Genomic DNA, 26,949 nt, shown 5'->3' on the forward strand with positions numbered 1-26,949 from the left:
TTTGATTTATCAATCATTATGCAAGAAGACGTGTTCGCATTTTTTCAAGCTTGCTAAGCGCAGAATCATCTATCACTTGGTCGCCAGCACGAATAACTACACCGGCAATTAATGCCTTATTCACTTCTACCGTTGCTTTCACAGCACTGTTAAAACGCTTTTCGAGCGCATGTACCAGTTTCTGTTCTTGAACAGCATCAAGTGGAAATGCAGATTCAATAATGACATCTACAGTGTTGTTGTTCTGTGCTTTAAGTTGTTCGTATTCTGCTTCAATTTCAGGTAACAAAGCCACACGGCCATTCTCTGCAAGAAGTGTCAAAAAGTTTGACACTGATGCAGTTTGTTGTTCACCTAAAACTTTCGCAAAAAGTTCGACCTGCTGAGCAGGAGTCAACTCTGGGCGACTTAAATAAGCGGAAAATGCTTCATCTTGCACCGCAGCACTGAGCAGTTGTAATACAGTTGACCAAGTGTCAGTTGCATTCTGTTCAGTAGCATAAGCAAATGCTGCTTTAGCGTATGGTCGTGCCAACGTCAAGAATTCAGCCATATTCGCCTCGCTTAAAGTTTAGCTGCCAGCTGATTCAGCATGGCATTATGAGCTTCTGCGTCAACTTGCTGGTTCAGAATTTTTTCTGCGCCGGCAACTGCAAGAGCAGCAACTTGTTGACGTAATTCTTCACGAGCAGCATTGATATCTTGATCAACAACATCTTTCGCTTGTTGACGAATACGCTCACCTTCAGCAGATGCTTGAGTACGCGCTTCTTCTACCAATTGCGCACCGCGACGGTTCGCTTGCTCGATCAACTGAGCTGCTTGTGCTTTCGCTGCATCAATTTCAGCTTTCACTTGAGCTTGCGCATCCGCAAGGTCAGCTTTCGCTTTTTCAGCAGCATTTAAGCCATCAGCGATTTTACGCTGACGCTCACTAATCGCACTGATTAGTGGTGGCCATACAAACTTCATGCAGAATGCGACAAACATCGCAAATGCAATCGCTTGGCCAATCAATGTGAGGTTGATATTCATTGCTATTCCTCAAATAGTTGATTTCGGAATGTAGCGAATTAACCCAATAAGCCGATGAACGGATTTGCGAAGATAATGAACAAGCCAATACCAACACCGATCATAGGCACAGCATCAAGAAGACCCGCGATTAAGAACATACGAGTTTGAAGTTGTGGAGCAAGTTCTGGTTGACGAGCCACAGCTTCAAGGAAGCGACCACCTAAAAGACCAAAACCAATTGCAGTACCTAATGCGCCAAACGCGATTAAAAGGGCAGCTGCAACAGCAGATAAGCCAACTACTAAATCCATGAAAAAATCCTCAGAGGTTGAGTTTAAATCAAACAAAAAAACTGTAGCTCAACCGCCTTAGTGCAGCTGAGCCATATTCATTAATGCTTTTCGGTAGCCATACTCATGTACACGATAGTCAGCATCATGAAAATGAATGCTTGTAACGTGATAATAAGAATATGGAAGATCGCCCAAGGCACAGACAACGCCCATTGTACCCAGAAAGGTAGTAACGCGATCAAGATGAAGATTAACTCACCTGCATACATGTTACCGAACAGTCGAAGTGCCAATGAAATTGGACGTGCAATAAAAGTTACAAGTTCAAGTAAGATATTTACAGGAATAAGTAAAGCTTTTAGCAATGGGTTACTTGGGTTAAATGGGTTAAGTGCAAATTCTGCACCAAAGCCTACAAGTCCTTTTTCACGAATACTATAGAAAATAGTTAATGCAAATACTGACAATGCCATACCCAAAGTTACGTTAGGGTCAGTAGTTGGAACAATTTTAAAGTAAACGTGATGAGGATCCATACCAAATACGTGTGCACCGATCAATTGAGCTGTATACGGGATAAAGTCAACTGGGATTAAGTCCATTAAGTTCATGAGGAAAATCCACACGAAAATGGTTAATGCTAGTGGTGCAATTAAGCGTGATTTGCCATGGAATGTATCGCGAACGCTTGAGTCAACAAACTCGATAATCATCTCAATTGCAGATTGGAATTTGCCAGGGATACCAGCATTTGCAGCTTTCGCTACCATCCAAAATAACAAACAGAAAATCAGACCAAGACCGATTGACCAACCCATCGAATCCAAGTGAATAGCAGTGAACCCCATATCTTTAGCTTCAGCAGCAGTCTCAGCCAACTTCCACGTACCGTCTGGCATTTTGCCATAAGTCATGTTGGTCAAGTGATGCTGAATATACTCAGACGAGGTAAGGGTATGTTCTTCAGCAGCCATAAATCACACCTGGTTAATGTCAAATACTAAATTAGAACTTTAACGAACATCGCGTGCTGCTTGATATCTCGTTAAAGTTCTAAAAAAACTTCATTTTTTGTTGTTTCTACGCCTATTTTTGTAATCGTGCAGCCAATAAAGGCGCAAACCACGACATACACTGAACAAGAATGAAACCACAAAACAATGCAACCGCTGACAACGGCTTAACATTGCTTAAAATCAAAATGAAACCAACGATCACTATTGCAAATTTGCCCATCATGCCCTGATACATGTTCATCAGAACCTGTTTGGATGCACGTGCTCCCGCAGCCCGAAATGATTGCCATGAAAAGTAACTGCAGGCAAGCCAACAGACCAAAGCCCCTAAAGCTGCACTGAGTGCGGCTGTAGTATCTTTGATTACCCAAGCAATCAAGGCTGAAACAGGAATCATTAGTGCTTGTAAAAGGACCAAAGCTTTCGCTAATCGTCGGTCAATCATGCGATTGGCTCGGCTCATTTTTTACTCACTCACAGCATAAATGCTTGACAAGTTTAGCTGATGATCGTTTTTAATCGCAGGCATTATAGGGTTACACCCCTGAACATGCAATCTTTTCCCGATCTTAGTCGTGTTTTTTTAAACGCGACATTGCTTTCGATCTGTACAATTGATGCTTATTTTTTGCATCATTTCCGTGCACTATATATACAGGCTTGTGTTTCTTTTGCCAAACTTTGCCATGCAACCACAAAATCTTGATATTTTGCTAAAGTTTCATCTACAGCCTGAAAAGCAATATTGCCTAATTTACTGTATTGCGCAGGGGTTGCACTACCTTCTGCAAGCAGACACATTTTTGTAACTGGGCGTGTGTCATTTAAATATTTAATCTGCGCAACAGTAGCAGCAACATGCGGATCATCTGTTAAAGCACCTGCAAACTTTAAGTTTAATGGGCGCTCTAAATATTGGTATGCATCATGAAATGCCCAATACGGTTTGGGATTACCTGATGTAGTAAATTTCTGTGATGCTAAAATCATTTCACGGGCAAAACTTTTGGCATTATTCCAATACATTGCTTTATGTTCAGGATATTGCTGTGAACGTAATGCTGCAATAAAAAAACCAATACGAACAGCATTGTTTGGATCAAGCCAAACATGAGTATCAATGGTATTTTTAATTGCCACACCACGAGTGCTACGTAAAGGCAATGCTTGAATGATGCCTGAATCGAGGATTGCAATCGCTTTATTACTTTCACCGAGCACTTTTTCGAGTGGAGCTTCATGTGCTTGCCCCAACCAAATCACCAAGCCTGCTTCTTGAATGGCTTTACGGTGTGCTGGTGTAAGTTGTACATCATGTCCTGACTGATTTCCCAATAACAACTCTGGTGTTTCCACACCTTGTGTAATTTTCTTGGCAATCAAATAAATAGGATGAGTAGAAATAACCAAAGGAGATTGAGCCCATGCCATACCACTTAGAACAGCACACAGCAGAAAAGCCAACACGCGTTTCATGACGAGAAATTACCAAAATATTTTCATGTTATAATATAACAAATATGAAAAAATACCTATGCCATTCGTAAGAAGTTATGGCTTCATGTTAAGATATTCGATTGTCTCTTCATTTAAAAGAAATCCAGAGGGTCTGTTATGAGCTTATGTTCACACGAACATCATGATACTTTGCACGGCGTTCATGATCATCATAATATTGAAGCTCGCCTAGATGAAGCAGAAACCTTGTGTACAGCAACAGGCGCTCGTCTTACTCCATTACGTAAAGAAGTACTCGAGCTCATTTTAAATGCATCAGGTCCTGTCGGCGCTTATGATTTACTTGCTAAACTCAAAGGTACATCTGACCGCCCTGCTGCCCCACCGACAGTCTATCGTACTTTGGACTTCTTACTTGAAAAGGGTCTGATCCACCGTCTAACCTCCATTAATTCATATATTCCGTGTTGCCACCCCCGTGCAGGGCATCAGGCTGCATTTTTAATTTGTAGCCAATGTCATATTGTAAAAGAGGCATCTGCAAAAGGATTGATTCAAGAGTTAGATCATTTGGCAGCATCTGATCAATTTAAAGCACACCACAGTATTATTGAAATTTCTGGAATTTGTCAGCAATGCTCGAACAAGGCTTAACGCCACCTCTGGTTCAGTTGAATCAGATCAATGTCCGCATTGACGAACGTGACATCTTAAAAAATGTTGATTTTTCAATTCATGAAAATGAAATTGTCACGCTGATTGGTCCAAACGGTGCAGGTAAATCTACGCTGATTAAAGTAATTTTGGGTATTACCAAGCCCTCTTCAGGTCAAATTCAAAATAAAAAATCACTGAAGCTGGCTTATGTGCCACAAAAATTTAATCCATCTCATAGCTTGCCGTTACGAGTAAAAGATTTACTCAATCTTGAGAAATGTGATTCTGTGATTAAAGCTGAAATCGTACAAGATACGGGTATTGCAAAGCTACTTGAATCGAAAGTTCAGCAACTGTCAGGCGGTGAGCGCCAACGGGTTTTATTGGCTCGTGCGTTACTTCGCCAACCTCACATTCTAGTACTTGATGAGCCAATGCAAGGCTTAGACATTCAATCTGAAGCTGAGCTTTATGATTATGTACGTAGTCTGCCTGAACGTTACAATTGCTCTGTTTTAATTGTTTCCCACGACTTACAATGGGTCATGCAAGGTACGCAACGTGTCGTGTGCTTGAACAAGCATATTTGTTGTAGTGGTCTACCTGATAGTATTCAACAACATCCCGAGTACCAAGCACTTTTTGGTACAAATCGGGCATTTTATCAACATCATCACAATCATTGTGCACATGGCGATACCGCAACACCTTGTCTGCATGACCCTCGTCCTCACATTCACCCAGAACCGGAAGCTTAATCCATGATGGAATGGTTACAACTGCTATTACCTGCATGGATTATGGGCACGTTATTGGTGTTTTTAACTGCCCCTCTCGGCTGTTTAATGTTATGGCGTAGAATGTCTTTTTTTGCAGATACCATGGCACACGGCACATTGCTCGGTGTGGCTCTGGCTGCAGTTCTAAGTCTACCGTTATGGATTGGCGTAACATTCACGGCTGTTTTACTTGTTGCCGTTTTGTGGGTGTTACATGATCCTCGTTTACCCAACGATGCATTACTTGCTCTCTGTTCAGCAACGCTACTTTGCTCAGGTTTACTGCTGATTCAACATTTACCTGCCTTACGTCCTGAATTGCTCAGCTATTTATTTGGTGACTTACTCACCATTGAGTGGTCTGATTTACCTATGTTTGCTACAGTTATTGTTGTTGCACTCGCGATTTTATATAAAAATTGGCAAGCACAGATTCAAATTGCAATTGATCCCGATATTGCGGTCAGTGAAGGTGTGAATGCCAAATGGCAACGCCTTGTTTTTATGATGCTCTTGGCTTTATTTACGGTACTTGCTTTACGTGCAGTCGGTTCATTATTGATGGGTGCATTATTAGTCATTCCTGCCCTAGCCGCACGTTTACTTTCACATTCACCTAAACAAATGATGATTGGTGCGTTCATTATTGCTCAGTTCGGTATTACTGTCGGCTTATGGTCAAGTGCGGGCTTAGATACTTCTACAGGCTTAACGATTGTTTTAACCATGTCATTATTGTTTGCCATTATTTTTATTATTCAAAAATTTAAAAAAATGGCTTAAAACGATTAATCTTAGAAGTGAAGGACGACATGCTTGGATTCATCAAATACGAATCGAGCATGCATTTTTCCCAAATTTCAATCTCGTCAAAAAAGCCAATAGGTCTCTTCCATAAAACAAAAAATGATCCTTTAATGTCCTGTTTTTAAATCAGAATATTTTCATGTTTTATTTATAATTTAAGAACAAGGTATATTGATATTCAAAAGCTTACAGATATTTAGGTTCAGCGATTTGGTCAACGTTTAACGTCATGTTAAACAAACTAAAATACACGTTCCAGTATAAAAGGCAGACCCTATATTTTGGACTTAGAGGATCAGCTTCATCCGTTAAATCTATAATTGTTAATCTTCCTGACATTCAAAGTATGCCGACATTTTAATGACAACACTAATTATAAAAGCACTCAAATCAACACTCAAAAACCTATAAGGTTTACTGATGTACCAGACTCAATAAACCTGCCGCACAACTAAATAGCACAGCAAAAGTCCGATTCATAATTTTTTGCTGTTTTTGCGATTTCAATAAGCGTAAAACTTTCGCCGCTAAACCTGTATAACCCGCCATGACAATCATATCAATCGTAACCATTGTTACAGCCATAATCACATACTGAATCCACTGTGGTTTCGATAAATCTAAGAATTGGGGCAAAACTGCCAATAGAAAAACTATCGCCTTCGGATTACTAATATTGACAATAAAACCATGCAAAATGATTTTAGGAATCGACTTTAATTTTTTTTCCGATTGAATATCAATAGATTGTGCTGGTGCTGTCCATTGTAAGTAAGCAAGATACAATAAGTACAAGATCCCAAACCATTTCACCACTAAAAAAGCCCATGGTGTTGTCGCAAATAAAACCCCTACCCCGGCTGCCACAATACAAATCTGAACCAAAAGTGCGATTTGCAGCCCAATGACATTCCAATACCCACGACGGAAACCATAATTTAAACCACTCGACATTGAAGCAATTGCCCCCGCACCGGGTGATACACTAATCACCCAACATGCAGCCATATATGCAAGCCAAATTTGAAACAACATAATTATTTTTCAGGAGAATACGAAACAAGCAATTATATGCCTTTATTGTCGTATTTTTCGATGAATTTGATTTAAAAAACCATCCACAAAAACTGTCTAACTTCTCCTATATCATGCACAATAGATTAAAAATATTGCTCATAAATTCAAGGACTCATTTTATATGACCGCACAATCTGTCATTTTACCCTTACCTTCAAACCATGCACGCTTTATTGTTTTAAATTTAAAAAATTTGTCGATTGAAGACCTTAAACAACAACTGAATACTCTATTTTCTACACGTGACCGCCTCATTGGACAACACCCGAGCGCAGAAGTAAAAACAGCAGTTGCTTTTGGTCCCACACTTTGGGCACAACTTCACGAACAGACACCAACAGGCTTCAAGCAACTTGACCCTGTATATGGTGCATTTAATATGCCCGTCGTACCTGCCGATGTCATCATTCATATTGCTTCTGCACGTGTAGATTTATGTTTTGCACTCAGCCAAGCTTTTTTTGAAGGAATTCAAGATCAAGTCGACGTTTTAGATGAACGTGTTTGCTTCCGTTATCTTGATGGACGTGATTTAACAGGTTTCATTGATGGTACTGAAAACCCACAATTCCATGATGATCGTGCTGAAACTACACTTTTAGGTGAGGATGCAGGTATTTTTGCAGATGGTTCGTTTGTTTTTGCACAACGCTATGTTCATGCTTTAGACAAATGGAAACGTTTAAAAGTAGATGCCCAAGAGCATGTGATTGGTCGTTCTAAACTTGAAAGCATTGAAATGGACGACGATGTCAAACCTGAAAATGCGCACATTGCCCGTGTTGTTATTGAAGATGAAAAAGGTGAGGAGCAAGAAATTTTACGCCATTCTTTACCCTATGGTGATGGTCAAGGTGATAAAGGACTATTCTTTATCGCATATACCAGAAATCTCAGTATTATAGATGACATGCTAAAACATATGTTTGGTACAACAGGTGACGGAGTCCATGATCGTTTGTTGCACTTCACTACAGCCGTTGATGGTGCCTATTATTTTGCTCCAAGCGAAGATTTACTGACCGAAATTCTCGGTGAAGAATAAAAAAATTTATAATATTTCTCCCTGTCACACTATCGTCACAGGGAGTTTTTTATTTTTCACATATATCAATGCTCTTGATCAAGGCGCATTTGAATTACGAACATCCAAGGCTTTACGGCAAATTTCATCATTTGAATATGCAAAAATACGATGCTCACCACTTTCGATGAATGCTGCATCCTGCTCAAAGCCAAAAGCATTTTTTGAAATATCACAATGATACGATGATAACTGATAAGCCTGAATCACTTGGCACTTTGGGTCTTCTTCTGCCTCATCAAAACCTGACCATTGCTCAACATTCACTGTATCGCACAAGGTTTTAGAAGTACCGATTGGCTTTGGCTGTTCAGTTCGAGATGCTGTTTCGCTAACATTCACTTTTTGTTCATTTGATTGTTTTTGCTCAGACCCATCACAAGCCACCAAACCCATTGCCACCATTAACACGATACTGACTGTTTTTAACATTAACCTTCCCCCCCTTATTTTCAAATCATTTTTATAGTATGTTTAAAATTCAAAATAAAAAAGCAGTACCTGCCGATACTGCTTTTAAAACAACATTCAAATGAACATTGAAAAGATACCTGATCCTGCTTTAGAACGGCACACGACGATAACTACGATATTCAGGTTTCCAGAAATTCTGTTCAATACTTTCCTGAATTTGCTCATCGCTGATTTGCGGAGCAACACCATCTTCAATTGCCGCTTTTGCAACTTTCAAGGCAATAATACGAGAAACAGCTTGTAACTCATTTAAATCTGGTAATAAGTCCGCAGATGGATCAGTCAATTTTGGCGAACAATCTGCCAATGCAGTACTTGAAACCATCAACATTCTATCGGTTACACGAGTCGCACCTACTGCGACTACGCCCAAGCCAATACCTGGGAAAATATATGAATTATTACACTGTGAAATATTGTAGGTTTGACCCTGATAAGTTACAGGCAAGAATGGACTACCTGTTGCAATGAGCGCACGACCTTCCGTCCATTGAATAATATCTGCAGGTACAGCTTCGACTTGTGAAGTTGGATTAGATAACGGTAAAACGATTAGATTTACACAATGCGCAGCCATGGTCTTAATAATTTCTTCAGTAAACAAACCTGGCTGACCCGACACGCCAATTAACACAGTTGGTTTGGCATTTTTCACTACATCAAGCAATGAAATAATATTATCTGCACTTGCCCAACCATCAACTACACTGAGTTTCTGCACAAGACGACTTTGGAAATCGAGTAAATTTGGCTGATTTTCAGTGAGTAAACCAAAGCGATCAACCATATACACTTGTGAGCGTGCCTGTGCATCGGTTAAACCTTCTGCCACCATTTGCGCAATAATCTGCTCTGCAATACCACAACCTGCCGACCCAGCACCCAAAAAGGCAATCACTTGATCTTTGAGTTGCTTGCCTGCTGCTCGACTTGCTGCAATCAACGTACCAACAGAAACGGCTGCTGTACCTTGAATATCATCATTAAAACAACAAATTTTATCACGATATTTTTGCAATAAAGGCATCGCATTTTTCTGTGCAAAATCTTCAAACTGAATTAAAGCTTTTGGCCAACGGCGTTTGACAGCCTGAATGACCTCATCAACAAATGCATAATATTCATCACCACTAATACGAGGCTGAGACCAACCCATATAAATTGGATCATTCAGCAAATGTGGATTATTTGTACCCACATCAAGTGTGATTGGTAGTGTATATGCAGGGCTAATACCACCACAGGCAGTATAAAGTGATAGTTTCCCAATCGGGATACCCATACCACCAATACCTTGATCTCCCAAACCTAAAATACGCTCACCGTCAGTGATTACAATCACTTTGACGTTTTTACGATTGACGTTATGAATAATCTCATCAATGTGTTTACGGTCAGGATAAGAAATAAAGACACCACGATGACGGCGATAAATATCTGAGAAACGCTGACAAGCCTCACCCACCGTTGGCGTGTAAATAATGGGCATCATTTCACTGAGATGATTTTCAATGAGGTGATAAAACAATGTTTCATTGGTGTCTTGAATATTACGCAAATAAATATGCTTATTGATCGCTTCATTAAATGAGCAATATTGCTGATATGAACGCTGACTTTGCTCTTCAATACTTTCAATAACATGCGGAATCAAACCATGTAAGTTAAAAGAAGTGCGCTCATTTTCAGTAAAAGCTGAGCCTTTATTGAGTAAAGGGAGTTCAAGCAAAGCATTGCCTGCATAGTGAATATACAGCGGATATCTATTTAAATTTTCAGTGGTCATTTCCATTCTCATCGACCTAAAACGTCTCTATACGTTTAGGATTTAATCCAATACAACTTTAATTTCTGACAAGCTTAAGCCTATTTTGAAGCAAATGGGTATTTAGATACGTGATAATGATATGCCATATATTTTACAGAATGATAAATCCATCATATTTTTAAAATTGTACATTTTACACTCGGTTATTTTATTTTTTAAAACACAATGCTTCTAATCACGCATATCTACAAGTATACCTGTCAATTTTCGCACCAAAGGCAAAACTATAAGAACCACAGGATAAGCCACAACCCATGAGATCAACCATGCCGACAGCCATTTCTTAAAAAAATGTCCACTTAACCCAACATTCAAGATTAGATTGATGAGTGACACCATACCACTCATCAAACATGATAAGAATAAAGGCATAATCCACATGGCATATTTTGCGGGAAGTTTTGGAATATTCCCCACAATCATTGGACGATTTTCAGACATATCACGCTCTAGCTAAATTAGATCATTTTGTACCGTATTGTATAAGATCAACAACGAATATGCTTTAACCATCACATTTATCTATCGGATAAGTTTTATTCTGTAAAATGCATTCACCTAAAGACCTCGAAATTTGCTATATTTAGCGTTTTTCTGCGACATTTATTTCTCGATAGATTATGAATACGGCCATACAAGCAGCTCTTGATCATGCAGTACAGTCCCTAAAAGCTGAAGGGACGCTTCCATCTGATTGGAACAACACGAGTATCCTGACGCGAACTAAAGATCGAAGTCATGGTGACTTTGCATCCAACATTGCGATGATTGCATCTAAAGCTGCGGGTATGAAACCTCGTGATTTGGCTGATAAAATTCTCGCAAATTTGCCTGAAGTTGCTGATATTTCTAAAGCAGAAATTGCAGGTCCAGGTTTTATCAATTTCTTTTTAAATGCAGATCAACGCTTTGCTGTACTTGACCAAATTCAAGTACAGAAAGATCAGTTTGGTCAAACAACTGTCAATGCAGCAAAACGCATTCAAGTTGAATTTGTATCTGCAAATCCGACTTCAAGCCTACACGTAGGACATGGTCGTGGTGCAGCATACGGTATGACGGTTGCCAACTTACTTGAAGCAACTGGTGCAACCGTTGACCGTGAGTACTATGTCAATGACGCAGGTCGTCAAATGGACATTCTTGCAACTTCAACTTATTTACGCTACCTAGAATTGACAGGTCAGGAACTCGTTTTCCCGAAAAATGCTTATCAAGGTGATTACGTTAAAGAAATCGCAAAAAGCATTATTGATAAAGATGGCGATGCATATGTCCGTCCTGTGGCTGACATTTATAAAGATGTACCTGAAGATGTTCAATATGCCGCTGAGCTTGATGCTGAAGGGAATAAAGTTGTCCTTTCAGGCGACAAAGAAAAGCATATTGATGGTTTAATCCACAATACTCAAAACCATTTAAATGCAGGTTACCGCGTTTTCCATCAAGCAGCTTTACATGCAATTTTAGATGACATTAAAGATGACCTTGGTGAATTTGGCGTAACTTTTGACAAATGGTTCAGTGAAGCATCTTTGACTGAAAAAATTGATGAAGCATTACAAACGCTTGATCAACGTGGCTTCCTATATGAAAAAGATGGCAACATTTGGTTTAAATCGACTGAATTTGGTGATGAAAAAGACCGTGTAGTGAAACGTCGTAATGGTCAAACCACTTATTTTGCCTCTGACATTGCATACCATTTAAATAAATTACAACGTGGCTATACCGATATCATTGATATTTGGGGTTCAGATCACCACGGTTATATTGCTCGTGTAAAAGCAGCAATTGATGCGATGGGTTATGACTCTAAAAAATTAACGGTATTGTTAGTTCAGTTTGTGAGCTTGTGGCGCAGTGGCGTGATGGTGCAAATGTCATCTCGTTCAGGTCAATTTGTGACTTTACGTGATTTACGCAAAGAAGTGGGTATTGATGCCGCACGTTTTTACTATGTAATGCGTAAATCTGAACAACACATTGACTTTGACTTAGACCTTGCTGTGTCACAAAGCAAAGACAATGCCGTGTATTACATTCAATATGCGCATGCACGTATTCAACGTATTTTGCAAAAAGCACAAGCTTCAAATCTTGAGCTAAATGTTGCTACTGCTCGTGAACACGCAAACTTATTAACTTTAGACACTGAAACTGAAATTTTAGCGAAGCTTGCTGCTTATCCTGAAGTTTTAGTTCGTGCTGCCAATAGTTATGAACCACATCAAATTGGTAATTACCTGAAAGAATTGGCTGCCTTGTTCCATGGTTGGTATGCGCAAGATGGTATCAAATTCATTGATGATCAAAATGTTACATTATCACAAGCACGTTTACTGTTATCATCAAATGTACAGCAAGTGCTTCGAAATGGTTTAACATTGCTTGGCGTATCTGCTCCTGAAAGCATGTAAGCAAAGTACTCTTTGATACATCAGTAATACAATAAATCGTTACTTTACATCGGGCTAAAGCAAAATTATGCTTAAACCCGATGTTTAAAAATAATTAGAGGTTCCTCGTGTTTGGAAAAACGCAACGCGGTGTATCAGAAAGACCGAATAAACCGAAAAAGCCACTCATACCAAAATGGTTAGGCATGCTCGTGGTCATTTTAATCGTGTTAAGTTTTGCAGTGGCATTGCTCCTGTGGAAACCTTGGGCACCTGTACAACCACGCAACAATACAGTGACGTCACCGCATTATCAGGAAGATACTAATAAAGACTACCGTTTTTATGACCTACTTCCGCAGCAACAAGTCACGCCTATTCCTGAACAAGCTGTGCCTGAAACTAAAACACAGCAACAACCTTTAATTATTGAAGCTCCAGCCAAAACTGAAGAGGTCAATACGAGTGTAGATGCGAATGAGCAAGCGCCTGTAGTCCAACAACCTGAATTTATTTTACAGGTGAAAAGCTATGATGATCCTGATGCTGCCGATGCTCGCCGTGCTGAAATTATTTTGAATGGTCTTTCAGCCGATGTTGTACAAAGTTCTGAAGGAAATAAGGTTTGGTATCGTGTGATTTCAGGACCATATGCTTCTGAAAATGCAGCGGTGATGGCACAACAAACTTTGCAACATAGCGGTATCGACTCGATTGTGGTGAAACGCTAATCTTGCTTAATACAGACCTTAAATAAAAAAAGATGCCGAGGCATCTTTTTTTATTGCACTTTATTCTTCGATTGACATAATTTTTTCAATAAATGCCTGAAGTAAAAATGCTACTTGATCAGCATGTAGCTGTGCCAAATCATGTTGCCCTTGTTGAATTACATGAAGTTCAGACAAAATGATTTTTCCATGTAAGTACTGTCCAATCGCGACAGGACTAATGGGATCGGCATCTCCCCAAATCAACAATACAGGACATTCAATTTTATACAGCAAATTATCCAAATAAACCTGAGGCTGTACAAACCAATCAGGTACATCAAATGTCTGTTGATAGTCCTTTCGCCAATCAGCAACATTAAAAGTACTTAAATCAACTCCGCCCGATGTCGCAACTAAAACTAAAGCATCAACAAGGTCAGGCTTTTGCAAAGCAGCTTGAACAGCAAATATGCCACCCATTGACTGTGCAACAATGATCGAAGGCTGTGATATTCGATCTAGGACATAGCGCTGTAAATCTAAAAAATTATTTACATTGGCATGATCGCCATAACCACCAAAACTCGGATAAGCAATAACGGTTTTGCCATCTTGTTCAGGTAATAAATCCATTAGCGGTTGCCAAAATTCAGTATTACCCGATGCACCCGGTAAAAAAATCATATTCATTTAGATCTAAAAACCACTTTTGGCTTTGGCTTTTTGAAAGGCTGGACGTTGCTGTATTCTTTCAGCATAGGCAACAATTTGTGGCTTATTTCCTTTAATTCGCTCTTGCATCGCAACCACAGGGAAACTCAGTTGAATATCTGCAAAGGAAAATTGCCCTGCTGCATATTCATTTTTGGAAAAATAATCTTCGAGAAAAGCTGTATGTTCTTTTAATCGTGGATTGATAAAACCACCTTTCACTCCATCTGAAATTTTCTTTGCAATAGGTCGAATAATAAAAGGAACATGCTTTGACATATTGGTCATCACTAGCGTCATGACCAAATAAGGCATGAGTGAACCCTCTGCATAATGCATCCAATAATTGTATTGCATTAAATCTTTAGGATTTTGAGGTTTAAATTTATTGTCTTTGTCGTAGGTCGCCTGTAAATATTCAAGGATTACGGCAGATTCAGCAATCGTCAGATCACCATCGGTCAATACAGGTGATTTACCTAGAGGATGAATAGCTTTTAACTCAGGCGGTGCAGCAAAAGTGGGTAAACGTTTGTAGTGCTTAATTTGATATTCCACACCCAACTCTTCCAACGCCCAAATAATACGGAGTGAGCGTGACTGTTCTAGATGATGTAGTGTAATCATTATTGTGATCTCTTTAGGTTTCTTTCAATATAACCTAAAGAGATTAAAAAATGACACCCTGTTTTTTACAAAATAGCATCTATATTTTTTAAATTTATTCATTAATCAATTGCTTAAACAATAGATGTATTGATTTCAACACTACGCAATAAAGTCTTGGTGACAGGCGTTTTTTGACAAACCGCCAGGATTTTTGCACTCAGCTCTTCATCCAAAGGACTGACAAAAGACAAACGGCGTTCAATCCATTCCTTGCCTTCTATGTTGGCTTTAAAATCTGCTTCTACCGTAAACTCGCCCAAATCAAAACCTTTATGTTCTGCATACATACGCAAGGTGATCATGGTGCATGAAATTAGACCTGAACAAATAAAGTCATACGGTGCAGGACCTTTGTCTTGACCACCAAACGATTCAGGTTTATCGGTAATAAATTGATGTTTATGACTGATGATTTCACCTGCCCATGGTTCAGGCAAGCTTTTTACTTTTGCAGTGGCAATCGTACCCATGATCATTATCCTTTATTTTTAATTATTCAAAATTAGTGGCTTTAAATTCCAAATAAAGCCACTAACTTTTAAAACATAATTTATTGAAATATAAATTATTAATACATAACCGAGTTATTTTGATGGGCGCATACTATCTGGGAATACTGGTGCTTTTAAGCTTTCACCAATATAACTTGGAATACTGCCAAAACGAGGATCTTTATTGATCCATTGTTCACGGGCAATACGTAATTCTTCTTGGGTACGACCCACAAAGTTCCACCACAGTAAAATTGGTGATTCAAATGGTTCACCACCGAGCAATAAGATGCGACCGCCTTCATGAATTTCAATATCAAGTTCAGTCAAACCTGGCTCAAGAACAACAAGATTATCTTGGTCAAGTTCATGACCATTCACCACTGCTGTACCTTCCAATGCCATAAATGCATATTCAAATTTCGGATTTAAACTTAAACGTGTTTTTGTTTTCTCCTTCGCCGTTAAGTCCACACCTAAAAGTTCTGTATGTACTTTTACAGGTGATGTCGTATTTAAAAACTCACCGACAAGAATGGTAAATTCAACGCCATCTTTTTCTACTACAGGCAATTCTGGATAGTGATCAAACTGCGGTGCCATATCAATTTTGGCATCTGGTAATGCAATCCAAAGCTGTGCAGCATGCATTTTAGTTTCAGTTGCAGGTGCAACTTCGGTATGCGAAATACCATGACCTGCCGTCATTAAGTTGACTTGTTTTGGACGAATCAGCTGATCTACTGTTCCAAGACTGTCGCTATGCAACATCGTGCCTTCAATCATCCATGTAAAGGTTTGCAAACCAATATGCGGATGTGGTCCAACATCAAGCCCTTCACCTTGTTTAAAATGAACTGGACCCGCATGGTCTAGAAAGCACCATGCGCCAATCATGCGTTTTTCACGGCTTGGTAGTGCACGTTTAATGACTGTGCCTTTGCCAATTTCCGCAGAACGAATTTGAAAGTCTTGAATAAATTTATTCACGTACTTTTCACAGTCATCCGAATGGGAAATTTCAGTGTCATGGGTATTGGTCATATTATTATCCTAAAGTTGTTCACGAGCTCAGGATGTTGAGGCGAGCAACATCCTATTTCACTTCATCTTAGCGGTTCAGCCTGCATTGTCCTACTCGTATGTTAATACGATGAAACCCGTTTATAGGACAATAACAGTTTTGTTTTTATTGTAAATCGTTTTGAACTGTGTCCAGTTTTGATTTGCAGGGTTTCTTTGGTTTAACTTTGCTTTTTAAAAAAATCGTCCTAAAAAAGCTAATCAAAAACAGAACCCATCCATTATTTTTAACAATATTCGTAAAACCTAACATCAAATGCTGCAAATTACTTTAATATAGCTTACTATCAGAAAATTTATTTTTACCTTACATCGTGAGACCATTAATGCAAGCTCAGCCTCAGCTAGTCAATGTTCAATTTGCTGAACAGGCTAATACTCAATTTAAATTCATTGACCTCTTTGCAGGCGTAGGTGGATTTAGAATGGCTTTGCAAAATTTAAAAGGTAGCTGTGTTTTTAGTAGTGAATGGAATAAAAATGCTCAAGAGACATACTTTCAAAATTATGGTGAAAAACCAGATGGCGATATCACATTAAATGACACTAAAGAAAAAATCCCTCAAAAATTTGATATTTTATGTGGTGGCTTTCCTTGCCAAGCCTTTTCTATTGCGGGTAATCAAAAAGGTTTTAATGAAACACGTGGGACATTATTTTTCGATATTGTAGATATTGCAGAAAGACACCAACCTCGTGTAATTTTTTTAGAAAATGTAAAAAATTTAATTTCTCACGATAAAGGCAATACATTTGAAGTCATTAAAAATACGTTAATAGAGCTTGGTTATGCAGTCTATTTTCAAGTTTTAAATAGTATGACTCATGCCAATGTACCGCAAAACCGTGAACGTATTTTTATTGTAGCGTTTAATGAAGCACTTGTTCCTAATCATGCCGAGTTTCAATTTCCTGAAGCAATTCCACTGACGAAAACCATTCATGATTTTCTAGAAACAGAAAAAGTTGATCAGAAGTATTATTACAAACCTGATCACATGTATTACCCTACATTGAAAGAAAGTATGACTTCTCGTGATACTTTATATCAGTGGCGTCGTGTTTATGTACGTGAAAATAAGAGTAATGTTTGCCCAACCTTAACAGCAAATATGGGTGCAGGTGGTCATAATGTGCCGTTATTGATTGATGATTTTGGGATCCGTAAACTTACCCCGAAAGAGTGTTTTGCTTTTCAAGGCTACCCTGTAGACAAAATGGTTTTTCCTGAAAAAATGGCAAATAGTGCTTTGTATATGCAAGCAGGTAACTCTGTCACTATGCCTTTAATTCAACGGATTGGAGAAAAGATTTTGGAAGTGTTAGTTCCTCAAAAATAGTATCAATCATTTGAATTAATTGTCGGTGGATATCCGGTATTTTTTGACTTAAATCCACCGTATAAAAATAAAGGGGAACACCTAGCATTTTTATACTCATTTCAAAATTTTCGTCAATAATAGGGTAAAGTAACATTCCTGCATAATGATTACGTGGATTCGCGACTTTATAACTCATTGTATACGTATAAATTTGGCGAATATATTCACTGCTAATTTGTCGCTTACCATTCCTTTCATTTTTGAGTATATCTGTAAATTTTGTATCAATAATCAATCCAAAATCTTTCGTTTTTGATTGAATCATCATATCAAGATACATATTTGGAAAGCATTTATGAACACCTCCATAAGGATTGTCTAAATCTAAATCAACTTTAGAACCTTGCTCAGAAATAAACCTATATTTTCCTTTATCTAGATTTAATTTAAAGAATCCAGCAATTCCCTTTTCAAAAATTTTTCTTATTTTTTCATTTGTTAACATCAATTTTGGCTGTATCGAATCACCAGTTTCTGTAGATAATAATTTCATATCATGTATCAATTTTGATAAATGGATAACATGTTTACACACATGCTCAAAACTGGAAAAATGATCTCTATCTAAGCGATATCTTGAATTTGCTATTACACCATAACTTTTCAATTCAAATTGATCTTTCATTAACTGTTTACGAACTATTGTCGAAAGATCAAATGTCAAAATTAACTCTAAGGCACTCATCATATAAGCATGACGATTTGTATTGTACGTTGTTTCATTATATGAACAATAGACCCGTCCCTTCGCCAACGACTGACGGATTTCTGTTTGATAAAAATCAATTTTTCCTTTTACTACAGCAAGCTCTTTTGATTTAGCCTTTAACTGTTTTCTTAAATGTTGATGTATATAATCTGACAAATGCTGAGAAAATACTTTTCCTATCAATGCTTCCAAACCTTCCATCTGGTCCAATTGAAATTGATCAGTTAAATCTTGATGTAAGTATTTAGAAGCATATAACATTAAAAACCATAAATTTTGAATAGGAATATTTGGCATAGCAACTCCCCTAATTATTCAAAACTTATACTTTGTACTTTTTCTATATCGTCATACCAATATTCTGCCAATAACGGTTTAATCTCATTTTCCACCACATTCTGCATCCACAGAAGTTGTTCTGCTGTATCTCCAACTTTTTCAATGGGGACAAAAAAGCTGTGGCCTAACATATAAGCAACGCCATTCTTCTTTTCAATCTGTTGATTCAAATCACCTACAAAACTGCGAATTTTTTCAATCACTATTAACTCGACATCCAATTTGTCACTCAACCAACTCGACCAAGCCTCATTTAGCATTGGTTTCAAATTAAAGAAGCCGAAGCGACGTCTAAATGCAAAATCCATATGATTAAGTGACTTATCTGCTGTATTCATCGTACCAATGATATAAAGATTGTCTGGAATGTGAACCTTTTCCAGTTCATGCTTACGATAAGTCAGACTAAGTGCATGTTGCTCACTACGCTTACTGTTTTCCAGTAAAGTTAACATCTCACCAAAGATCACAGACGGGTCCCCTCGGTTAATTTCATCAAAAATAAAAACAAAATTTTGATCTGGGTACTGTTTTGCTAAATCAATCATTGCTAAAAAGGGTCCATCAACCAATTCCAGCTTGCCATCTGAACGTGGTCGCCACCCCCGAATTAAGTCTTCATAAGAATAATTAGGGTGAAATTGAACATTTTGAATATTTTGCTGATTAGGATACTGAACTATAACTTTAGCTAGTTGCTGTGCTAACCATGTTTTTCCTGTTCCAGGCGGACCTTGTAAAATAATATTTTTCTTCTGCTTTAACTGTAGAAGATAGTTAGATAAAACATTTTCGTCTATGAAACATCCTTTTTCAATTACGTGCTTTAACTCATATTTTTCATATTGTATGAATTGGCTGAAATCAAACTCATCTAAAAACTTTAAATAATTGTTATCCCCTAAGACAGCTTTAGGTGCCCCTCGACTCACACCACCACTAAAAGAAATCCACTCAATACTAGTATCATCATAATTTTTCTTTAATTTCTTAATATTTTCAATGGATAATTGAATGTTATTTAAATCAAATTCAAAAAGTTTATTATCAAAAAAAATTTTATCCCAACTTAAAATAACTTTTTTTTGAAACAGCCCACCATAAGAGTTTTTAAAGTTCTTTGGTTGATTAAACCATTTTACAAACTCACCAACTAACACTTCTCGATCTAATATTTGAGGCACTTTCTCTAAACTTTTTTTAATATCTTTTAATTTAACCTTATTTAGGGCTAAATCATTTGGAATTAAATCCAATAATTCTTGTGGTAATTCATTTGGATATAAATCATTAATTGCTTGTAAAACACATATACCTCCTTCAACTTGTCCTAATGCTTGGTTCGGTGAACTTTTTGTTTCAGGACCAATACTTGGACAATCCAACAAATCAGGATATAAATAAAAGTCTTTTTTAGTAATAACTTTTGGCAAAAAACTAATAATATCTAAATGAATAGAATAAGACTTTATCTTCGTTTTAGCTTCATCTTTATATTCATTAACAATCTTATCTACAATTCTAGCAATTGCTTTCAAACCATTTGAGTAAGGAAATTCTTTTTTACCCTCATCCCCACTTAATACAACAAAAACTAGATCATCAATTCCAACTTTATCAAATAACCAAGTTATTCCAGGAATGACTATATTCTTTTCATTACTTAAAATTTTTTTAATTGAATCCTGATCATTTGTACGAATTGAAAAAAAAGACATAAATACCCTGTAAAAATTATTTTCTCTATTTCAATATTATAGACACAAAAAAGAGCGCCTCGGCGCTCTTTTCATTTAAATAATTTCCTACGGAAATTACTCCCATTCAATTGTAGCTGGTGGCTTAGAAGACACGTCATAAACAACACGTGAAACATCAGCAATTTCATTCATGATACGAGTAGAAATCTTGTCTACTAAGTCGTATGGAAGATGAGCAAAACGAGCTGTCATAAAGTCAACAGTTTCAACAGCACGAAGTGCAATGACCCATGCATAACGACGACCATCACCTACAACACCAACTGATTTAACAGGTTGGAATACAGCAAATGCTTGTGCAGTTTTGTCATACCAACCGCTTGCACGAAGTTCTTGCATAAAAATGTCATCGGCTAAACGTAAAATATCAGCATATTCTTTTTTCACTTCACCCAAAATACGCACACCCAAACCTGGACCTGGGAATGGATGACGATAAAGCATTTCGAAAGGAAGACCTAAAGTTGTCCCTAAACGGCGAACTTCATCTTTAAACAAGTCACGAATTGGCTCAACCAATTCAAATGCTAAATCTTCTGGTAAACCACCCACGTTATGGTGCGACTTAATCACATGTGCTTTACCATTTTTGGTTGCAGCAGATTCAATCACGTCAGGGTAAATTGTCCCTTGTGCAAGGAAGTTTACACCATCAAGCTTACGTGCTTCTTCAGCAAATACATTGATGAATTCACGACCAATGATTTTACGTTTCGCTTCAGGATCAACTTCACCTTTAAGCGCAGTTAAGAAACGGTTTTCAGCATCGGCACGAATCACACGGATACCCATGTTCTTCGCAAACATATCCATCACTTGCTCGCCTTCGTTCAAACGAAGTAAACCATTATCTACAAATACACATGTCAATTGATCGCCAATTGCACGGTGTAAAAGCGCAGCAACAACAGATGAATCTACGCCACCTGAAAGACCTAAAAGAACTTTTTGATCACCAATTTGTTGACGTAATTGCTCAACACGTAAATCAATGATGTTTTCAGAGTTCCAAAGGTTACGACATCCACAAATGCTGTGAACGAAGTTAGAAATAATTTGCTCACCTTTTGCAGTGTGAGTCACTTCAGGGTGGAACTGAATACCATAGAAACGACGTTCTTCATCAGAAACCATTGCAAATGGGCAGCTTGGCGTACTTGCAGTTACTTGGAAACCTGCTGGAATTGCAGTGACTTTGTCACCATGGCTCATCCACACTTTTAATTGGTCTTTACCATCTTCAAGATCGCCAATCAGTTTATCACGCACTTGAATGTCGACTTCGGCATAACCAAATTCATGAACATCACCTGGTTCTACTTTACCACCAAGTTGTTCTGACATGGTTTGCAAACCATAGCAAATACCCAATACAGGTACGCCTAAGTTGAACACAACTTCAGGAGCACGTGGACTACCAGCTTCATAAACACTTTCTGGACCACCTGAAAGGATAATCCCGTTTGGGTTAAATGCACGAATGTCATCTTCTGACATATCGAATGCGTACATTTCTGAATATACACCCGCTTCACGAACACGGCGTGCAATCAGCTGGCTATATTGAGAACCGAAATCCAAAATCAGGATACGATCTTCAGTAATTTGAGTATTGGTCGTCATGGCTATACAACTATGCAGGCAAATGGATTTAAGCGCCATATTCTAGCATTTTTCAGTGCAAGACGCACTGTATTCATCACTCTTGTATTTTGTAAGAAAAAGATGATTTATTTCAAATAAATAAAAGCACAAAATTGCGCTTTTATTTACTGACTTATTTTACAAATTATTTCTCAATTGCATGATCAATACTGAACTTACCCGCACCATACAGCATCAAGTAAAACAAACCACCTGCCATTGCTATATTTTTCATAAAGTTAGTGGCATCATCTGCACCACCATGAAATAAAAATGCCGTGATAATACTAAAAATACCTAAACCCAATGCGGCAAAACGCGCTTGAAAACCGAAAAGTAATGCCAAACCACCGCCTAGCTCAACAAAAATAGTCAATGGTAACATTGCACCTGGAACACCCATCGCTTCCATATACCCAACAGTTGCACTATATGCTGTAAGCTTGCCGTAGCCAGCAACAATAAAAATGTACGCCATAAGAATACGTGCAAGTAATGCCAAGACGGCTTGAGCAGTCGGTTGATTGACTATATTTTTAACAACAACATTGGGATTAAACATGGTAAAACTCTTTTCATTATTTAAGAATTGAAGCTATTTTAATCTGATTAGAAAATGAATAAATATATGAAATTAGTATCCATCGTATTAAATATGCAACGATATCAGCGGAATTTATTTAGTTTTTCATACTGACTTTCCCTGCTCATACTGCTAGGCTTTGTGCACAATTTCACATAGTTTTAGTCCCATGGATTTAATTGATTTTATCTTACACGTAGACGAACACCTTTTTGAATTTATTAAAAATTATGGCGTATGGATCTACGGCATTTTATTTTTGATTATTTTTGTGGAAACAGGTTTAGTGGTGATGCCATTTTTACCTGGCGATAGCCTATTATTTGCTGCGGGTGCATTAGCAGCCTCTACAGGTGCAATGGATCCTGTCGTTTTAATCATTTTATTGTTTATCGCCGCTGTTTTAGGTGACACGCTAAACTATCACATTGGTAAATATATTGGTCCGCGTGTGTTTGAAATCGAATCTCGATGGATTAACAAGCAACATTTAATTAAAACATCTGAGTTTTTTGAACGCCACGGTGGTAAAACCATTATATTTGCTCGCTTTATTCCTTTTGCTCGTACCTTTGCACCTTTTGTCGCTGGTGCAGGCAGCATGAATTATAAATTTTTCCTCACCTTTAATGTTATTGGTGCCATTTGTTGGGTCGGTTCTTTTATTACTTTGGGTTATTTATTTGGCAATATGCCAATTGTTAAAGATAATTTTACTCATTTGATTTTTGGTATTATTTTCTTGAGCATTTTACCGGGCATTATTGGCTATATTCGTCATAAATTTTTTGCTAAAAAAGAAGCTTAAAATCCTTTAAGTTTACTTAAGCCATAAAAATACGATACACCACAGGCAACATACAAATCATCAATAACAACGCCGACCCTTTATATATTTGGTCGGTGCTTATTCGCTTTAATTTTCCTGCCAATAATGCTCGTCCAAAATACATCCAGAACAATGCGCAAGGCAAAAGACTTAAACAAACAATCCCCATAATAAAGACGTAACTCCCCAAAGAATCCCATGTTTCCACAGGAAGTACACCAACCGTCAATAAAATAACTTTTGGATTTTTAAGGGTATGAATAAAAACTTTACTTGGCTTGAACAATAAATTGAGCTGACTTTGTTTTTTTAACTGTGATGATTTCCATAAATGGAATGCTAGCCACATCACGTAAATTGCACTCATAAAATGTAGCCAATGCATCAAATTTGGCCACACTGGCATACTCAAGTGAATCAACAATGCCCACATGGCTATGCCATACAAATAACCCAAAATTTCAGCCGGAATTAAATGAATGGTTTTAGCAATACCTTGATGATATGCGGAACTGGCAAGTAAAGCATTTACTGGTCCTGGAATCAGTAGAACGGCAAATAACGCGACAACAAAAAACCAACTTTCGATCATAAAGCGTGCAAAAATATTTAAAGCGAGGCACACCTTAAACGAAATACGGTAAAAAAAACAAGGAAAATACCCAATTTAAAATGGGTTATACTCTCCTCAAATATAAAATTATTATTTTAATATACTGATTTTTAATCAATAAATTTTGAAACATTTCCATTATTAAGCAGACTCTTAATCATTCACTAAAAGTCTGCCTATCAATTATTTTTTCACTTCTTGGCGTTTGGGAATATAAGGACAGTTTTTAAATTGAGCAGCTTGCGATAGTGCATCTTGCTCACCATACAAACGACCCAATTCGGTTTTTTTGGTATTGCTAGACTGCCCCATATTCACTGAAATAGATGGACCAAAGCCCCAACCACCATGACTTCCCCAACCACCACCTAAACCAAGACCAACACCCATACCTTTACTTTTCGGTGGCTGTACACCATTGTTAATATATTGCTGAATACGATCGAATTCCTGTGCCAATTGTGCACAATTCATCGCTTGATATTGGGTAGGAGAAACATAAGTCGGTTTAACCGTTGTCGCACAACCTGTCATCAATACCGCTGAAAGAGCCAATAGACTCCAGTTGATGGTTTTCATTGCATTTCCACGCTTATTTATTTTCAATTTCATTGAACAATAATTGATAGGCCTGCGTCAATTTATGATCTGTAGCCAAATAAATCAACGGCAGATTTTTATGATGGGATTCTTTCATTAAGACAGACGGTGGCAACATAGTATTTAATACAGGCAAGCCTTCATCTTTCAACTGTTGAACGACTTCACGTGGCAATTTTGCTTGTGCTTGATATTGATTAACCACAATACCTTCAATTTCTAGACGATCATTATGATCATCTTGTGTTTCAATCACATTCTCAATTAATGTTTGCAAAGCACGTTTTGAAAATACATCGCAGTCAAATGGAATCAGTACACGATCTGCGGTAATGAGTGCCGAGAGTGTAAAAAAGTTAAATGCAGGTGGTGTATCAATAAAAATACGGTCATATTGACCTTTTAAGGTTTCAATGGCATCACGTAATTTATAAATTTTATGTTTACTGACCAATGCATGTTCAAGCGCACCCAAAGTTGGGCTGGCAGGTAAAACATCCAATTTTTTAAAAGGCGAACGATGAATATATTGATCAAAACCTTTATTTTTAGATTTTAATAATGAGCCAATTGCATTTCCAAGCAACCCTTTTTGTTGATTATTCCCCAATACATCATCAAAAAAATTTTCAATATTTGGCTCAAGCGCAGTTTTATCTGCTGAATAAGTTGCATCATCACCCAACAAATACTGACTTGAATTAGCTTGTGGATCGAGGTCAATCACCAAAGTCTTTAAACCTTGATGCGCACTCATTGCCGCAAGATTCACCGTAATACTTGATTTCCCCACACCACCTTTTTGGTTAAATACAACACGTGTCAGCATAGTTCCCTCAAAATTTTAATATTTTATCAATATGAAGTTTAATTGATTGCCTAACCTGTACTGATTTTTATGTCAGACAATCTTTAAAAAGTCTAATTAAACACAGGTTTAATGATGACCAATGAAATAATAGCAATCAATGCCACAGCACTGACAAAAAGACCTGCTCGGCGCTGTGCCAATAAAATTGTGTCATCTTTACGCCATGTTTTAATCAATGATGAAATCAGGACAAGGAACAAAACAATTTTGGCGTAGAACCAAGGTTGAACCTGAAAATTATTCATAAATAGAAGAATTACACCCGTCAAAACGATCAAGGTATAAGACAAATGTTGCACAGCCACATAAGCTACCCACCCTTTCGGATTGGGCTGATCATTTTGAATACCTCTAAAGAGTGTCAAAGCTCGCGCTAAAAAGACAATGATTGCAACACTCACACTTGTCATATGAATAATTTTAACGAGTAAATGTAAATCCATATTTATTCTCAAGCTTTAGGTGCGTGTGCACATTCTGGACTTGCAGGTGCTTCACCTTGCCATTCTTCAGGTACGTAAGCATGAATTGCCAAAGCATGAATTTTACCTGCTTCGAGTAACCCTGTTGCTGCTGCATAAATTTTTTGATGGCGCTGTACTAAGCGTAAGCCTTGAAAAATATCACTTACAATAATAACTTTAAAATGTGATTCTTTTCCGGGGAAATATCCACCATGACCCGATGATTCATTGATCACCTGTAAATGTGCAGGCTGTAGCGCATTTAACTGAGTAATCAGTTGTTGTTCTAGGCTCATAGAATTTCCTTACTGAAATGAACGATTGAAATAAAGTATAGCCTTTATTTCAATCTGCTCAAAATCTACAATTGGTAAAATACAATCGATTAAAAACTGAATCTGAAGCATTTTTCAGCATAAATTACTTTTTTCTAAGCAAATTTGGTTTTATTTTATGCAAATAGTGTATTCAGCTATAAAAAAATGTTGACCCTCTTGTTTCATACTGTATTATACACGGCATGCGGGAATAGCTCAGTTGGTAGAGCATAACCTTGCCAAGGTTGGGGTCGAGAGTTCGAGTCTCTTTTCCCGCTCCAA

Annotated in this window: 31 protein-coding genes and 1 tRNA gene; 9 read left to right on the top strand and 23 right to left on the bottom strand. The window is 37.7% G+C overall.

Features of this window, described 5'->3' with window-relative positions; genetic code table 11:
* Positions 1-16: 16 nt before the first annotated feature.
* The 6 genes from ACK1JC_RS14340 to ACK1JC_RS14365 all read right to left on the bottom strand — a co-directional run bounded on the left by ACK1JC_RS14340 (position 17) and on the right by ACK1JC_RS14365 (position 3,802).
* Positions 17-553: a F0F1 ATP synthase subunit delta gene (locus ACK1JC_RS14340; RefSeq protein ID WP_409512550.1), complete on the bottom strand. Its 537-nt coding sequence runs from the start codon at positions 551-553 to the stop codon at positions 17-19.
* A gap of 11 nt (positions 554-564) precedes the next feature.
* Positions 565-1,035, bottom strand: coding sequence for a F0F1 ATP synthase subunit B (locus ACK1JC_RS14345; RefSeq protein WP_409512551.1), 471 nt, complete (start codon positions 1,033-1,035; stop codon positions 565-567).
* Between the two features lie 38 nt (positions 1,036-1,073).
* Positions 1,074-1,328 (bottom strand): F0F1 ATP synthase subunit C, encoded by a 255-nt coding sequence (gene atpE, locus ACK1JC_RS14350; protein ID WP_107008918.1) that lies wholly within the window; start codon positions 1,326-1,328, stop codon positions 1,074-1,076.
* 80 nt (positions 1,329-1,408) lie between these two features.
* Entirely contained in the window at positions 1,409-2,284 is an 876-nt protein-coding gene (gene atpB / locus ACK1JC_RS14355; RefSeq protein ID WP_409512552.1) for a F0F1 ATP synthase subunit A, read from the bottom strand.
* Positions 2,285-2,396: 112 nt separating this feature from the next.
* Positions 2,397-2,789 (bottom strand): ATP synthase subunit I, encoded by a 393-nt coding sequence (locus ACK1JC_RS14360; protein ID WP_409512553.1) that lies wholly within the window; start codon positions 2,787-2,789, stop codon positions 2,397-2,399.
* A gap of 170 nt (positions 2,790-2,959) precedes the next feature.
* Entirely contained in the window at positions 2,960-3,802 is an 843-nt protein-coding gene (locus ACK1JC_RS14365) for a metal ABC transporter solute-binding protein, Zn/Mn family (protein ID WP_409512554.1), read from the bottom strand.
* A gap of 138 nt (positions 3,803-3,940) precedes the next feature.
* On the opposite strand from ACK1JC_RS14365, the gene ACK1JC_RS14370 reads away from it, so the two are divergent.
* The 3 genes from ACK1JC_RS14370 to znuB are packed head-to-tail and all read left to right on the top strand — an operon-like array spanning position 3,941 to position 6,003.
* Complete coding sequence (locus tag ACK1JC_RS14370; RefSeq protein WP_409512555.1) at positions 3,941-4,438, top strand: transcriptional repressor; 498 nt, start codon at positions 3,941-3,943, stop codon at positions 4,436-4,438.
* Entirely contained in the window at positions 4,420-5,199 is a 780-nt protein-coding gene (gene znuC, locus ACK1JC_RS14375; protein WP_409512556.1) for a zinc ABC transporter ATP-binding protein ZnuC, read from the top strand. The genes ACK1JC_RS14370 and znuC overlap by 19 nt, the downstream gene beginning before the upstream one ends.
* Before the next feature lie 3 nt (positions 5,200-5,202).
* Positions 5,203-6,003, top strand: a complete 801-nt coding sequence (gene znuB / locus ACK1JC_RS14380) for a zinc ABC transporter permease subunit ZnuB (protein WP_409512557.1) — start codon at positions 5,203-5,205, stop codon at positions 6,001-6,003.
* Between the two features lie 438 nt (positions 6,004-6,441).
* Here the strand turns inward: znuB and ACK1JC_RS14385 are convergent, their stop codons facing one another.
* On the bottom strand, positions 6,442-7,062 hold the full coding sequence (locus tag ACK1JC_RS14385; RefSeq protein ID WP_409512558.1) for a LysE family transporter: 621 nt from the start codon (positions 7,060-7,062) through the stop codon (positions 6,442-6,444).
* Between the two features lie 163 nt (positions 7,063-7,225).
* Here ACK1JC_RS14385 and ACK1JC_RS14390 point away from each other — a divergent pair, with 163 nt between their 5' ends.
* Positions 7,226-8,149 (top strand): Dyp-type peroxidase, encoded by a 924-nt coding sequence (locus ACK1JC_RS14390; protein ID WP_409512559.1) that lies wholly within the window; start codon positions 7,226-7,228, stop codon positions 8,147-8,149.
* A gap of 78 nt (positions 8,150-8,227) precedes the next feature.
* Here the strand turns inward: ACK1JC_RS14390 and ACK1JC_RS14395 are convergent, their stop codons facing one another.
* The 3 genes from ACK1JC_RS14395 to ACK1JC_RS14405 all read right to left on the bottom strand — a co-directional run bounded on the left by ACK1JC_RS14395 (position 8,228) and on the right by ACK1JC_RS14405 (position 10,931).
* Positions 8,228-8,620 (bottom strand): hypothetical protein, encoded by a 393-nt coding sequence (locus ACK1JC_RS14395; protein WP_409512560.1) that lies wholly within the window; start codon positions 8,618-8,620, stop codon positions 8,228-8,230.
* Positions 8,621-8,750: 130 nt separating this feature from the next.
* Positions 8,751-10,448, bottom strand: a complete 1,698-nt coding sequence (locus ACK1JC_RS14400; protein WP_409512561.1) for an NAD-dependent malic enzyme — start codon at positions 10,446-10,448, stop codon at positions 8,751-8,753.
* A 213-nt stretch (positions 10,449-10,661) separates the two neighbouring features.
* On the bottom strand, positions 10,662-10,931 hold the full coding sequence (locus ACK1JC_RS14405) for a DUF2798 domain-containing protein (protein ID WP_409512562.1): 270 nt from the start codon (positions 10,929-10,931) through the stop codon (positions 10,662-10,664).
* Positions 10,932-11,110: 179 nt separating this feature from the next.
* Here ACK1JC_RS14405 and argS point away from each other — a divergent pair, with 179 nt between their 5' ends.
* Positions 11,111-12,910 carry an arginine--tRNA ligase gene (gene argS, locus ACK1JC_RS14410; protein WP_409512563.1) on the top strand — a complete coding sequence of 600 codons (1,800 nt, stop codon included), beginning with the start codon at positions 11,111-11,113 and terminating at the stop codon, positions 12,908-12,910.
* A gap of 107 nt (positions 12,911-13,017) precedes the next feature.
* Positions 13,018-13,620 (top strand): SPOR domain-containing protein, encoded by a 603-nt coding sequence (locus ACK1JC_RS14415; RefSeq protein WP_409512564.1) that lies wholly within the window; start codon positions 13,018-13,020, stop codon positions 13,618-13,620.
* A gap of 60 nt (positions 13,621-13,680) precedes the next feature.
* On the opposite strand, the gene ACK1JC_RS14420 is transcribed toward ACK1JC_RS14415, so the two are convergent.
* The 4 genes from ACK1JC_RS14420 to ACK1JC_RS14435 form a co-directional block, all read right to left on the bottom strand.
* Positions 13,681-14,292: an alpha/beta fold hydrolase gene (locus tag ACK1JC_RS14420; protein ID WP_409512565.1), complete on the bottom strand. Its 612-nt coding sequence runs from the start codon at positions 14,290-14,292 to the stop codon at positions 13,681-13,683.
* A gap of 6 nt (positions 14,293-14,298) precedes the next feature.
* Positions 14,299-14,940, bottom strand: a complete 642-nt coding sequence (locus tag ACK1JC_RS14425) for a glutathione S-transferase family protein (protein WP_409512566.1) — start codon at positions 14,938-14,940, stop codon at positions 14,299-14,301.
* 113 nt (positions 14,941-15,053) lie between these two features.
* Positions 15,054-15,452 (bottom strand): OsmC family protein, encoded by a 399-nt coding sequence (locus tag ACK1JC_RS14430; RefSeq protein ID WP_409512567.1) that lies wholly within the window; start codon positions 15,450-15,452, stop codon positions 15,054-15,056.
* Positions 15,453-15,566: 114 nt separating this feature from the next.
* On the bottom strand, positions 15,567-16,517 hold the full coding sequence (locus ACK1JC_RS14435) for a pirin family protein (protein WP_409512568.1): 951 nt from the start codon (positions 16,515-16,517) through the stop codon (positions 15,567-15,569).
* 365 nt (positions 16,518-16,882) lie between these two features.
* On the opposite strand from ACK1JC_RS14435, the gene ACK1JC_RS14440 reads away from it, so the two are divergent.
* Positions 16,883-17,896, top strand: coding sequence for a DNA cytosine methyltransferase (locus ACK1JC_RS14440; RefSeq protein ID WP_409512569.1), 1,014 nt, complete (start codon positions 16,883-16,885; stop codon positions 17,894-17,896).
* Here the strand turns inward: ACK1JC_RS14440 and ACK1JC_RS14445 are convergent.
* The 4 genes from ACK1JC_RS14445 to ACK1JC_RS14460 all read right to left on the bottom strand — a co-directional run bounded on the left by ACK1JC_RS14445 (position 17,835) and on the right by ACK1JC_RS14460 (position 22,952).
* Positions 17,835-18,944, bottom strand: coding sequence for a 5-methylcytosine restriction system specificity protein McrC (locus ACK1JC_RS14445; RefSeq protein ID WP_409512570.1), 1,110 nt, complete (start codon positions 18,942-18,944; stop codon positions 17,835-17,837). The two genes, ACK1JC_RS14440 and ACK1JC_RS14445, sit on opposite strands and share 62 nt — an antisense overlap.
* Before the next feature lie 14 nt (positions 18,945-18,958).
* A complete protein-coding gene (locus tag ACK1JC_RS14450; protein WP_409512571.1) occupies positions 18,959-20,704 on the bottom strand; it encodes an McrB family protein in 1,746 nt (581 codons plus the stop codon).
* Between the two features lie 96 nt (positions 20,705-20,800).
* Positions 20,801-22,369: a glutamine-hydrolyzing GMP synthase gene (gene guaA, locus ACK1JC_RS14455; protein ID WP_409512572.1), complete on the bottom strand. Its 1,569-nt coding sequence runs from the start codon at positions 22,367-22,369 to the stop codon at positions 20,801-20,803.
* A gap of 166 nt (positions 22,370-22,535) precedes the next feature.
* Positions 22,536-22,952, bottom strand: coding sequence for a DoxX family protein (locus tag ACK1JC_RS14460; protein ID WP_409512573.1), 417 nt, complete (start codon positions 22,950-22,952; stop codon positions 22,536-22,538).
* Between the two features lie 190 nt (positions 22,953-23,142).
* Here ACK1JC_RS14460 and ACK1JC_RS14465 point away from each other — a divergent pair, with 190 nt between their 5' ends.
* On the top strand, positions 23,143-23,781 hold the full coding sequence (locus tag ACK1JC_RS14465; RefSeq protein ID WP_409512574.1) for a DedA family protein: 639 nt from the start codon (positions 23,143-23,145) through the stop codon (positions 23,779-23,781).
* Between the two features lie 16 nt (positions 23,782-23,797).
* Here ACK1JC_RS14465 and ACK1JC_RS14470 read toward each other — a convergent pair whose 3' ends face one another.
* The 5 genes from ACK1JC_RS14470 to ACK1JC_RS14490 form a co-directional block, all read right to left on the bottom strand.
* Complete coding sequence (locus ACK1JC_RS14470) at positions 23,798-24,394, bottom strand: LysE family translocator (protein WP_409512575.1); 597 nt, start codon at positions 24,392-24,394, stop codon at positions 23,798-23,800.
* A gap of 204 nt (positions 24,395-24,598) precedes the next feature.
* Entirely contained in the window at positions 24,599-24,994 is a 396-nt protein-coding gene (locus ACK1JC_RS14475) for a hypothetical protein (RefSeq protein ID WP_409512576.1), read from the bottom strand.
* 13 nt (positions 24,995-25,007) lie between these two features.
* Positions 25,008-25,844 carry a ParA family protein gene (locus tag ACK1JC_RS14480; protein WP_409512577.1) on the bottom strand — a complete coding sequence of 279 codons (837 nt, stop codon included), beginning with the start codon at positions 25,842-25,844 and terminating at the stop codon, positions 25,008-25,010.
* 92 nt (positions 25,845-25,936) lie between these two features.
* On the bottom strand, positions 25,937-26,329 hold the full coding sequence (locus tag ACK1JC_RS14485) for a SirB2 family protein (protein WP_409512578.1): 393 nt from the start codon (positions 26,327-26,329) through the stop codon (positions 25,937-25,939).
* 8 nt (positions 26,330-26,337) lie between these two features.
* A complete protein-coding gene (locus tag ACK1JC_RS14490; protein ID WP_409512579.1) occupies positions 26,338-26,646 on the bottom strand; it encodes a BolA family protein in 309 nt (102 codons plus the stop codon).
* A 226-nt stretch (positions 26,647-26,872) separates the two neighbouring features.
* On the opposite strand from ACK1JC_RS14490, the gene ACK1JC_RS14495 reads away from it, so the two are divergent.
* A tRNA-Gly gene (locus ACK1JC_RS14495) sits at positions 26,873-26,948 on the top strand.
* Position 26,949 lies beyond the last annotated feature (1 nt).

The organism is Acinetobacter sp. TY2 (assembly GCF_046269225.1).
Taxonomy (GTDB): Bacteria; Pseudomonadota; Gammaproteobacteria; order Pseudomonadales; family Moraxellaceae; genus Acinetobacter.